This window comes from Deferrivibrio sp., from assembly GCF_055117995.1.
On record NZ_JBSQOT010000001.1, the window covers coordinates 77,733 to 88,924 of the forward strand.

12 protein-coding genes are annotated in these 11,192 nt (G+C 33.3%); 3 read left to right on the top strand and 9 right to left on the bottom strand.

The genetic code is table 11. From position 1 onward, the window contains the following. Position 1 precedes the first annotated feature (1 nt). The 8 genes from ACTCAF_RS00370 to ACTCAF_RS00405 form a co-directional block, all read right to left on the bottom strand. Positions 2-655 (bottom strand): J domain-containing protein, encoded by a 654-nt coding sequence (locus ACTCAF_RS00370; RefSeq protein WP_463061314.1) that lies wholly within the window; start codon positions 653-655, stop codon positions 2-4. 156 nt (positions 656-811) lie between these two features. Beyond that, complete coding sequence (locus ACTCAF_RS00375) at positions 812-2,344, bottom strand: long-chain-fatty-acid--CoA ligase (protein ID WP_463061315.1); 1,533 nt, start codon at positions 2,342-2,344, stop codon at positions 812-814. Then, positions 2,334-2,930 (bottom strand): Maf family protein, encoded by a 597-nt coding sequence (locus ACTCAF_RS00380; protein ID WP_463061316.1) that lies wholly within the window; start codon positions 2,928-2,930, stop codon positions 2,334-2,336. Before ACTCAF_RS00380 ends, ACTCAF_RS00375 begins: the two co-directional genes overlap by 11 nt. Then, positions 2,905-3,432, bottom strand: coding sequence for a Gx transporter family protein (locus ACTCAF_RS00385; protein ID WP_463061317.1), 528 nt, complete (start codon positions 3,430-3,432; stop codon positions 2,905-2,907). The genes ACTCAF_RS00380 and ACTCAF_RS00385 overlap by 26 nt, the downstream gene beginning before the upstream one ends. Beyond that, a complete protein-coding gene (locus ACTCAF_RS00390; protein ID WP_463061318.1) occupies positions 3,416-3,775 on the bottom strand; it encodes a NusG domain II-containing protein in 360 nt (119 codons plus the stop codon). The genes ACTCAF_RS00385 and ACTCAF_RS00390 overlap by 17 nt, the downstream gene beginning before the upstream one ends. Further along, positions 3,762-4,697, bottom strand: a complete 936-nt coding sequence (locus tag ACTCAF_RS00395) for an FAD:protein FMN transferase (protein ID WP_463061319.1) — start codon at positions 4,695-4,697, stop codon at positions 3,762-3,764. Before ACTCAF_RS00395 ends, ACTCAF_RS00390 begins: the two co-directional genes overlap by 14 nt. Beyond that, the gene (gene amrS / locus ACTCAF_RS00400) at positions 4,667-5,650 is read right to left on the bottom strand and encodes an AmmeMemoRadiSam system radical SAM enzyme (protein WP_463061320.1); all 984 of its coding nucleotides are present in this window, start codon (positions 5,648-5,650) and stop codon (positions 4,667-4,669) included. The genes ACTCAF_RS00395 and amrS overlap by 31 nt, the downstream gene beginning before the upstream one ends. Next, positions 5,650-6,624 carry a polyprenyl synthetase family protein gene (locus ACTCAF_RS00405; RefSeq protein WP_463061321.1) on the bottom strand — a complete coding sequence of 325 codons (975 nt, stop codon included), beginning with the start codon at positions 6,622-6,624 and terminating at the stop codon, positions 5,650-5,652. The genes amrS and ACTCAF_RS00405 overlap by 1 nt, the downstream gene beginning before the upstream one ends. 110 nt (positions 6,625-6,734) lie before the next feature. On the opposite strand from ACTCAF_RS00405, the gene ACTCAF_RS00410 reads away from it, so the two are divergent. The 3 genes from ACTCAF_RS00410 (at position 6,735) to ACTCAF_RS00420 (ending at position 9,459) form a co-directional block, all read left to right on the top strand. Continuing rightward, positions 6,735-7,418, top strand: coding sequence for a hypothetical protein (locus ACTCAF_RS00410; protein WP_463061322.1), 684 nt, complete (start codon positions 6,735-6,737; stop codon positions 7,416-7,418). A gap of 6 nt (positions 7,419-7,424) precedes the next feature. Then, a complete protein-coding gene (locus ACTCAF_RS00415; RefSeq protein ID WP_463061323.1) occupies positions 7,425-7,805 on the top strand; it encodes a RidA family protein in 381 nt (126 codons plus the stop codon). A gap of 112 nt (positions 7,806-7,917) precedes the next feature. Continuing rightward, on the top strand, positions 7,918-9,459 hold the full coding sequence (locus ACTCAF_RS00420) for an ATP-binding protein (RefSeq protein ID WP_463061324.1): 1,542 nt from the start codon (positions 7,918-7,920) through the stop codon (positions 9,457-9,459). Positions 9,460-9,525: 66 nt separating this feature from the next. Here ACTCAF_RS00420 and ACTCAF_RS00425 read toward each other — a convergent pair whose 3' ends face one another. Further along, positions 9,526-11,133: a DUF342 domain-containing protein gene (locus tag ACTCAF_RS00425; RefSeq protein WP_463061325.1), complete on the bottom strand. Its 1,608-nt coding sequence runs from the start codon at positions 11,131-11,133 to the stop codon at positions 9,526-9,528. Positions 11,134-11,192: the final 59 nt, after the last annotated feature.

The window sequence follows — 11,192 nt, forward strand, 5'->3', positions numbered from 1 at the left end:
GCTATTTCCTGGAAAATATTGAAAGCACTTTCCTTGCAAAGCCGCTATTTTTATCAAGCTCTTTCAGATAGTTTTCAAGCTCATCCGAATTGAAGTTTAAGCTCACAGCCTTTTTAAAATTTGTAAGAGCAGCATTTTTGAGCTCTGCCTTATAATAAATCTTGCCAAGTATAAAGAAATTTTCTCCGTTGTAATCTTCAAGTTTTATAAGTTTTAGACAATAATCTTTTGCCTCATGCAATCTTCTTGGCTTTTCCATAAGACATTTTACTACCCCTCTCAGGTAATTAGGATTACTCTCATCTCTTCTGTAAGCATTTATATAACAGTCAAGGGCATTGTTGATATCCCTTTCTTTATAAAATGATACCGCTTTTAAATAATATGCTTTGGCTATTTCAGATGGTGAAATTTTTGATTTCTTTTCTTCCTTGTATAATGAGGTTGAACCAGTGTTAGTATAATTTTTGATAGCGTTAAAAGCAGCATTAATCTCTTTAAATCGCAGTTCATAATATTTTTTATCAGATTCGCTGATAAGGAAGTGACTATCAGGATGGTACTTTTTAGAAAGCTCAAGATAACGTTTATGAACTTCACTAAAAGGCGTATCAGGTTTTAAACCCAAAGTACTATAACATTCATTTATATCCATAGCTCTCCACACATATCCATTATTATAATCAATATAAATACTTTGGGTATAATCTTTACTTATTAAAAAAATTAAACTATGTCAAACTATTTTTTCATATAGTTACCTTATACTCATTACCCCCTCACTCATTACTAATTACTGTTCACAACTTCCTTATTTCACTGCATCTCCAAGCACCTGCTCTTTTAATTTACGTTTTAAAACTTTGCCAGTAGCAGTCAGTGGCAATTCGTTAACGATATAGATATGTTTAGGAATTTTGTAGTTTGCCAGGTGTTCTTTTAGATATTCCTTAATCTTGCCAGCATCAAGCTTTGCACCTTCTTTTGGTAAAATATAGGCCACAGGCACTTCACCGCTTGCTTTATCAGGAATACCGATAACTGCAGCAGCCTCAACACCTTCATATGTATAAATAAGCTCCTCAATCTCTCTCGGATAGAGATTTATCCCTTTTACGATTATCAAATCTTTCTTTCTGTCAACTATATAAATAAAACCATCTTCATCAAGCTTTGCCATATCCCCGGTAAACAACCAGCCGTTTTTAACAGTCATATTTGTAGCCTCGGGCATATTCCAGTACCCTTTCATTACATTTGGACCTTTGACAATCAACTCACCCACTTCACCTACAGGAAGCTCAACTTCGTTATCATCTACCACTTTTACCTCTACACCCGGTAAGGCAGGACCAACAGAATAAGGCCTTTGCTCCTCTTCTCTGTTGACTGAAACTACCGGTGATGCCTCTGACAAACCATAGCCTTCTAAAATAGGTCTTTTGAATTTTCCAACAAATTCTTTTAAAATTTCTTCAGGCAATGGCGCCCCGCCACTAACATGAATTCTTACAGGGTATAAAAACTTAATAAACCAATTTGGTAATTTTGCTTTACTAAGAGCAGTATATACCTGAGGCACACCAAGAAAAAATGTTGGCCTTTTGAATAGCAATACCTTCTTAAAACTCTTCTTCTTTAATTCCATTACCGACTTTAAAATAATAATTGAACATCCCGTAAATGTAGGCAACATAATACATGTGGTAAATGCATATGAATGAAACATCGGTAAAAATAGTAAAAACCTGTCATTTTTCTTTATCTTAAAAGCAACATTGCAAGCATCACAGTTTGACAAAAGGTTTTTATGAGTAAGCATAGCACCTTTTGGATTTCCGGTCGTGCCGGATGTGTAAATTAAAATCGCAATATCATCAAGATTCATTTCCGGTATTGTAAAATCAGCACTTTCCCCTTCAGCAAACTTTTTCAAATCCGGCAATTTTTGCGAGCCAAAAGAGAATTTGTTTTGTAAACTTTTCACGTTCAAGTCTTTAATCTCATCGTAAAACACATCTGAAGAGATTAAAAATTTAGCCTCACAGTTTGACAAAATATATGAAATTTCATCTTTTTTAAGAAAAGTATTTATAGGTACAGCAACAGCCCCGTTAACAAAAATAGCAAAAATGGCAAAAATAAATTCAGGGGAGTTTTCAAGAAGCACCCCTACCCTGTCCCCTTTTTTAAGTCCTTGTTTTTTAAGTGCGTTTGCATATTTTAAAATCAAATTTTTCGCTTCAGAATATGTATAAACATCATTTTCAAAAAATATATACTTCTTGGAGCCTTTTTTTGTAGCAACACTTAAAAACATTTCACCTAAGTTATTATAATTCATGAAATCCTCCATAAGGTCTTATTCCAAGTTTTGCAAAAGTTTCAAGAAGTTTACCTGCCGGTAGTCCCACAACATTATCATAGTCCCCATGTATCTTCTCAACCAGCAAACTCCCTTTCCCCTGAATACCGTAAGCTCCAGCTTTGTCAAGAGGCTCTTCTGAATCAATATACCAATTGATAATCTCATCATTTAATTTTTTAAAGTAAACATCAGTTTTTTGAAAAAATCTTTCACATATACCATTTTTTTTATTTACAACTGCCACGCCGGTTATTACTTCATGCATTTTACCGCTTAATAATCTTAAAATGCGCTGTGCGTCATAAGCATCTTTTGGCTTTCCTATTATCTGATTTTCAAGATAAACAACAGTATCAGCTCCGATAATAAATGCCTCATCATAAATGCTTGCAACCTTATAAGCCTTCATTGCGGCAATTTTCATCACCTGGTCTTCTACATTCTCATTTTCATCAAATTTTTCTTCAACTTCAGAGGTAACATATTGAAAATTAATACCAAGTTTAGTAAAAATCTCCCTTCTACGGGGGCTACCACTAGCCAGAATAATTTTTTGCAGCATTATCCACCTTCAAAAAATTTTTTATTGTATATTCAGCAATAAAGCCTGTTAAAATCCCACTAACAAGGCCAAGTAGCGAAAAATACGGTATTATTTTGTAAATATCAAGATATTTTATAAAAAATATTTTTATAACAATAAGTTGAAAAATTATATGAAAGTACCCTCCCACTGCCGCTACAGAAATTGCAGTTAAATATTTTGACAAAAGTTTAAAAATAATTAACATAATAATTGTGGCAGCGATAGTAGCTGGCATCCCTATTATGAGTTTAACAAAAAAATTACCGGTAATAACAGGCACCAAAATCGACTTTAAAACAGCCACGTAAAAAACATATTTTTTTTCTTCAAAGATAAATATTCCGACTACAATGGGGATATTTGCCAGGCCAAGTCTCAAAAAAGGGATCGGATTAGGTATAAACATTTCCATAAAACCAAGCACAATACAAAAAGCTGTCAAAATCCCTGTATAGGCAACTTTACCTTGAAATTGCATCAAATTCACTCACTTCACATTTAATCTCGAGTGCAACCTTATTTGGAAGACAAACTGCGATATCGCCGCATTTATCTATAAAACCGGTCTTAATACAGATTTTGTCCTGGCAGTTTGATTCAACAAATCGCCCTTTTCCATCTATTAGCTCAATAACTACACTTTTATCGTATTTTTTTAAATCAATTACCCCTTCATTGCCATTCAGTTTTATTTTTTTATTATCAATATGCAAATAATATTGTTTTTTCCCAGACTCAGTCTGCGAGAATATTATAAAACCAATGGAAACAAAAACCAGAATAAAAATTATCACAATGTCAAGCGGCCTAATTAATTTCAAAATCTTCCCAGCCGCAAAATTTTAACAGTTTGTTATCCAATGTATATACAAGCACCGGTGTACCCTCTTTTTTACAAATACGACTTATTTCATCAACGCTCATCAAAAAATAAACGGTAGCAAATCCATCGGCTTTTTCCACATTATCGGCAATGACACTAATGCTTTGATAATTGTTTGCATTCTCACCTGTAAGTGCATCAAAAATATGTATATATCTTTTACCGTTTATTTCAAAATACCGCTCATAATTACCACTTGTAGCAACCGCCATATCGCTCAATTCAATAGCACTTAAATATTTTTTTTCACTTTCCGAATTTTTTATCGCTATTTTCCATTTTTTGCCATTTTTATTTCCCGATGCGTATAAATCTCCACCTGCATTTAAAATAAAATTTTTTAAGCCGTTTCTTCTAAAATACTCACTAACCTTATCCACAATATAACCCTTGGCATAAGCTCCCATATCAATTTTAACTTCTTCGCTCCGTTTTATATATCCATCAATTATTTCAAATCGGTTTTTATGTATTTTTTCAAGAGATTTGCTTATCTCATCAATATCAGGAATTTTATACGGGCCTTCAGGAAAACCATAAATATAGCCAATAGTCCCCACGGCCATATCAAATCTGCCATTTGATATTTTCTTATAATATTCATTCTTACTGATGAGATATTTTATATCTTCATCAACTTTTGCTTCACCTTTTATGTTTATATCATTTGTAAATAAAGCGATTTTATCTTCCAATGTCTTCAGGTATTTTAGACCTTCATCCACAATATTGCTTTTATCTACATCAAACGTAATTTCAACAATTGTCCCCATCCAAAAACCGGATTTTGACACAAATGTCTTATTGCAGCCTGTGACAGCAAAAATAATCAGAATTGAAAGTATAATTTTTTTAAACATTTATTGCATTTATCTCCATAATTTAAAATTTCAGTCAAATATCCCGCTCTTTTCACAAGAATGCTTCCACAATCAGGGCAAAATGTATCAAGTGCTCCTTCAATATTCACATTACCAAGATACACATAATTAAGATATTCTTTTGCCAATTCATAAAATTTCAACATCATCCCAATATCCGTTGCAGGCTCGCTGCATTTGTAGGTGGAAAAATATCTCGAAATATGAAGCGGCAAATCAACACTGATATTTTTCAAAAAATCGAGCATAAGTTTAAAATCATCGATATCGTCATTTTTATTTGGAACTAAGAGAAAAGTAACTTCCGTATGAATATTGTTATCAAAAAGAGTTTTTATCGTATGTTTTACTGTTTCCAAATCCCCTTTTACCCAATCGTAAAACTCTTTGGTAAAACCTTTTAAATCAATATTTGCTGCATCAATATATTTTATCAGTTCAAGCAAAGGCTCTTTGTTAATATTACCATTGCTAACTATAACATTCTTTAACCCATTTTCCTTAAATATTTTTGCAGTATCTCTGACAAACTCATACCATATTGTCGGTTCATTATATGTATACGCAATCCCTATGCTGTTATGTTTTTTTGCAAGCATTACAAGGTCATCTATTTTCACTTTTTGCCTGTTTGTCTCTTTTGTGCTTATTGAATAATTTTGACAAAAACTGCACCTCAAGTTGCAACCGTTTGTCCCTATTGATAATATTTCACTGCCCGGATAAAAGTGGTAAAGAGGCTTTTTTTCAATCGGGTCAAGATTTACGGAAACAACTTCTCCGTAAGCTGTTTGATAAAGGGTGCCATCTATATTTTTTCTGATAAGGCAGATTCCGCTGCCCTTGTCTTTTATTATGCAAAGATGTGGGCACAGAAGGCATTGTACACTGTTATCAACAAGTTTTTTATAATAACTTGCCTCTTTTTTCATTATCTGTCCCTTTGAATTACATATTCTGCCAAAAACTCAAGGGCGTCCCTGTATTCATTCTCCGGAAAAATTTTTAGTAACTCTTTTGATTTGTTGACATAGTCGTCTACAAAATTTTCTGCTTTTGCCTTTATATCGTATTTTTCCATCAATGAAATGATATAAGCCAAATCTTCATCCGTTGCACTCTCAGAGACAATTATGTCACGAAGTTTTTTCTTCTCGTCCCTATCAGCCAAATCTCTCAGCAATATTAGAGGTAAAGTCATTTTACCTTCATTAAGGTCAGTTCCGGGTTTTTTCCCTGTTTTTTCTGGCTCACCAAGATAATCTAAAATATCATCACTCATCTGAAACGCAAGACCAACTACTTTGCCAAACTCTGCCAGATTTTTTACTTTTTCTTCTTTAATCTTGCCCAATATTCCGCCGATTTCACAGCACGCAGAAAAAAGAACAGCAGTTTTACTGTATATAATTTTCAGATAATCTTCCAGTTTCAAGCTAAACTCGGCAGTTTTGACAAGCTGAAACACTTCCCCTTCGCTCATCGTTTTTGCGGCGTTTGCAAGAATCATCTGCACTTTTGGGTCACCGTCTTTTACAAGGTTCATAAATGCCCTTGAATACAAAAAATCGCCACAAAGCACAGTAATATCGTTACCAAATACATTGTTTGCGCTTTTTCTGCCCCGCCTGAATTTAGCGCCGTCAATAACATCGTCATGCAAAAGTGTAGCGGTGTGAATATACTCCACAACCCCGCTTAAAACAATTGCCCTATTGCCTGAATAGCCAGCAAGCTTTGATGCCAATATCATAAAAACAGGCCTCAAACGTTTCCCGCCACTTTCAAATACGTAAGATGCCACTTCATTTACCATATCCACATCAGAGTCAAGATTGGACAACAACTCTTTTTCTACACTTTCTACTTCGGTTTTAATCATCTGATAAACGTAGTTAATATCCATTTTATCCGCACACCTCATAAATTTAAAATTTGGGTATTGATAAATATTTAATTATGCATATAATTTTTAGGCAAATATACATTATGTTTTTTTTTAAGTAAAGGATGTTTATGAATTTTACAAAAGCAGAAGAGAAATTTCTCACTTATCTTAAAATTTTTGACGGATTAAATATTCAGGGGAGCAAAAACCTTACTGTGTGTGACCTCTCTTTTAACGACTATTTGACGGCAAAATACCTCAAAGATAAAAGGGTTTTTAACACAATTTATAACGTGGCATTTTCCCAGATAAAAACAATTGATGGTATATTTTCAGTCCCTGTTCAGAGCAATCTTGCATTTACGCTTAACAAACTTAAATGCGACCTGATTATTTCCATGGGCGGTACATATAAATTTCAGCCCCTTTATGATTGCGTATATTCGCTTCATAGGGCTTTAAATCTTGCTGGAAGGCTTATCCTTGTAGTTTATCCGGATGTCTATGATGAATATGGCAAAGATATTTTAAATGGTCTGAGTCAGATTTCACAAAATGCGGTAAAAGAAAAACTAAACAGATGGTTTGTAACTCTAAAAAATTCATTGAGCAATATTTTTGTGGATGTCAAAGAGGAAACAATCATGCAGGAAACAAGCCTTGAAGAGATAAAATCAATTTTCGGCAATGAAAATTTCTTTAATACATTGTTTAAAGAGCAGGAAATATTTGATACATTTTTCAAGCCAATCGAAACCACAAACAAAAAATACACTCTCTCATGGAGAGTGATAAGAGCTTTAAAAATTTAGGGGGAAATGATGGAATTTGTAAACACAAAAAACGCTCCGGCAGCAATAGGGCCTTATTCTCAGGCAGTAAAAGTTAACAATATGTTATTTGTATCCGGGCAAATCCCTATAAATCCAAATACTGGTGAGCTTGTATTAACAAATATTGAAGATGAAACAAAACTTGTCCTTAACAATCTCAAAAATATTGTAGAGCATGCAGGATTTAAGCTGACAGATATTGCTAAAGTAACTGTTTTTATAAAAGATATGAATAATTTTGGAAAAATTAATGAAATTTATGAATCATTTTTTGGCAGCCACAAACCAGCCAGAGCAGTTGTAGAAGTAGCAAGATTGCCAAAAGATGTAGATATTGAAATAGAAGCTATCTGCGTAAAAATTTAAAATTATTAAACAATAAACAAATTTGCCTATCATTATTCAAAATCTCCACTCCCCCTTGCCTAATCTTGAATCTTGGCTTATATTTACTAAACAAAAATTTGCGGAGATAATTATGCAAAAACTAAAAAAGCTCCCCATCGGCATACAGACATTTAAGGAAATAATTGAAGACGGTTATGTCTATATTGATAAGACTGAAGAGGCCTTAAAGCTAACTGAAGAATATAAGTATGTTTTTTTATCCCGTCCCCGCAGATTTGGTAAGTCGCTATTTCTTGACACATTAAAAGAGCTATTTGAAGGCAATAAAAAGCTTTTTGAAGGGCTTTATATTTACGATAAATGGAATTGGGAAGAAAAGTACCCTGTAATAAAAATAAGTTGGGATGGCAAAAATAGGTCAATTAAAGATTTGGAATCAACACTTAGAGAGACTTTATTGGAAAATCAAAGAAGACTCAATATAAATTGCGAAGACGATTTGGATTTGGTTATTTGTTTTAGAAGACTTATCACAATGGCGTCAGAAAAATATGGTCAAAAAGTGGTAGTTTTGATAGATGAATACGATAAACCAATCCTTGATGTCATAGAAGATACAGAGCAGGCAAAAGAACACAGGGAATATATAAAAGGGCTGTACTCCGTTTTAAAAGGTGTAGATGCCTATATCAAGTTTGCATTTTTAACTGGTGTAAGCAAATTTTCTAAAGCCTCAATCTTCAGCGGGCTTAATATGCTTACAGATATATCCCTTAATCCGGAATATGGTAACATTTGCGGTTATACCCAAAATGACATTGAGACTTCATTTTTACCATATTTTAAAGATGTAGATCTCGATAAGGTAAAAATGTGGTATAACGGTTACAACTTTCTGAAAGACAATGTTTATAACCCTTTTGATATTTTACAGTTTATAAGCAGCAAATTTATGTTCAGAAATTATTGGTTTGAGAGCGGCACACCATCATTTTTGATTAAACTTATAAAGGAAAAAAATTATTTTTTACCCAAGCTGACCAATCTGATAGTTGATGAAAAATTGCTATCAAGTTTTGATATTGAAAATATAGACCTGGAAGTGCTTTTATACCAGACAGGATATTTGACTATTGAAAAAATGATAAAAGACGAGCTTCTTTCTTCAATAGAATATAAATTGAAAATCCCTAACCTCGAAGTTCAAATATCTTTAAATGATTATATAATAAACTATCTGTTTAATGGAGACAGCAGTGTAAAAAAATCCCTTATCAAATCACTACATTATGAAAAATTAGAAGATTTTAAGATTGCTTTAACCTCTTTGTTTGATTCAATCCCTTATACCAATTTTACAAAGAATAAACTCACTCAATATGAAGGATTTTATGCAAGCATAATTTATTCGTATCTTGCTTCCCTTGGCATTAAAATAATCGGTGAAGATGTAACAAATAAAGGGAGGATTGATTTGACACTTTTTGTAAATGACAAGATTTATATCCTTGAATTTAAGGTAGACGGCAGCAAAGGTGAAGCCTTACAGCAGATTAAAGAAAAACATTATGCTGATAAATATCTAAATGAATCAAGTCAAATCTATATTGTAGGAATAGAATTCAGCTCAGAGGAAAAAAATATCGTTAATTTTCAGTGGGAGAAAGTTTAGCGAGAAAAACTGCCATAAAAAAAGTGTAGTTTTAGAGTAGTTTTTACCATGTTTGATTTTTCCATTTTACTTGATTTTTTCTATTACGACCTCTTTTTTTTCAGGGTCAAAGACAAATTTACCGTTTTTTTCAAGTTTATTTAATTCAAAAAAGTATTCTCCGATTACGGCAACCACACCCGGCATTGCTTCTTTGTGGAACAAAATTTCCGTATCAGTCCCTTCCTTAAGCTTCAACTTAATTTCGTCAATACTTGCATATATGTGATAAAGATTTCTCCTTACTTTCCTTTTTTCATCTACCAATTTTGCAATCCTTCTTTTCTTCTCTTCATCAAGAGTGTCCATTCTCTTTTCAATGCTGCCTAAAAAATTCAATATCTGCTGCAAAGTCCTTTCAAGATGCTCTTTATCCTGCATTAGTTTTGACAGCCTTGACACATATTTTGCCGAAGCTCCCACAACAATCTTGGTTTTGACAAAAGATGCAGAGCCCAAAATATTTGCCTCCACCCCTTTTGTAGCATAAAAAACACCACCATAGATATTCCCAGGCTTTCCAAAACATGTTATTTTACCATCAGTAATTATCATTGAGTCTCTTATAAGGTTTTTTACCACGACACCTTCGTTTGTTGACACATCGGCAAACTGTATAAATGTAGCTTCTATCATCCCTCCAGCCCTGATTTTACATCTTTTGGCGTGGCTACTTCCTATTATCCCCTCTTTGACAATAATATTACCCTTTGCATGTGCCTCTCCTGAAATTGCTTTTGCAATAATATTTTCACCCGATTTAACTGAAAAACCGGCCTGAAGCTCACCTGAAATTATAACAGAGCCTGGAAACTCAATATTTCCTGTCTTATAATCAACATTCCCCTTTACAATGTATACATTTGTAATTTTCATCTCAACAATATTTCCGAAAAAGTTATACTCAAGAAGGCCATCAATTAGTGAATAGTATACATTATCCCTTTTCACAACATTTTCATTTAGCTTTACAATTAAATCCACACCATCATTTGCCTCAAGAATCTCACCGGTAACAGTAAAGCCTGGCTGCCCCTTTGTAGGCGGATTGTAATAAGCAACAGCAGAATCTTTATATACAACCCCCAAACGGTTTTTTTTTATATTTTTATAATCAACTCTGTCCAAAGATTCTTCTACCAAAAACTCATCTTCTTTTTTTTCATCTGATTTGATAAGCACTTCAGCATTATATCCATCAACTGCCTTTTTACCTTCAGCAACCAAAAATGTCGGCTCAATTTTGCTACTTTTTGAATCAAGCAGATGAATAAGCAAATCAACCCTGTCCTCCATAATCCCTTTTACCACACCATTTTCCTTCAAAAGTTCAAAGATATAATCACGGTCAACCTGTTTTGGATGAGGAGGAATTAAAATATAAGCTTTCATTTTATCTTTAGAAATCAATACATCAAAATCATCAAGAAAGACATCGTCAAAAAGTCTTCCTTTTCTGCCATCCTGAGAAGATTTCAGTGAAAATTCAAGCAAGTATTTCTTGTCCCCCTCGCCATTAGAAGAGATAAGTTTATATTCAAGCTCGTGCATCTCTTTTTTGAAATATTTTTTGGCCTTTTCAAACCCTTCGTTGATGCTGCCGGCATAAATCCTAGTCCTGGTTAACTCTGCCAAAATCAATCCCCCAAAGTTTATTTATTATTGTAACATAATAAATATTATATTTCTATTGA